At 73.4% G+C, this 233-nt stretch carries 1 pseudogene; it reads left to right on the top strand.

Annotated features, from left to right (window positions below):
• Nucleotides 1-233: pseudogene (locus SB772_RS45860) on the top strand (phosphoribosyltransferase); the annotation flags it as partial.

Here is a 233-nt window from a genome sequence, read left to right as displayed (position 1 = left end):
ATGCGGGGCGTGGCGACGTCGTCGTGCTCGCGCTGCCGCGCGGCGGCGTGCCGGTGGCATACCAGGTCGCGCTGGCGCTGCGCGCGCCGCTCGACGTGCTGGTCGTGCGCAAGCTCGGCATGCCGTCCGATCCCGAATTCGCGATCGGCGCGATCGCGACCGGCGGGGTGATCCACCTGCAACACGCGGCGATTCGCGCGATGGGCGTGACCGATGGCCAGCTGGCCGACGTG

This window comes from Paraburkholderia sp. SIMBA_030 (assembly GCF_046535245.1).
Lineage (GTDB): Bacteria > Pseudomonadota > Gammaproteobacteria > Burkholderiales > Burkholderiaceae > Paraburkholderia.
This window is presented reverse-complemented; position numbering and strand designations above follow the sequence as displayed.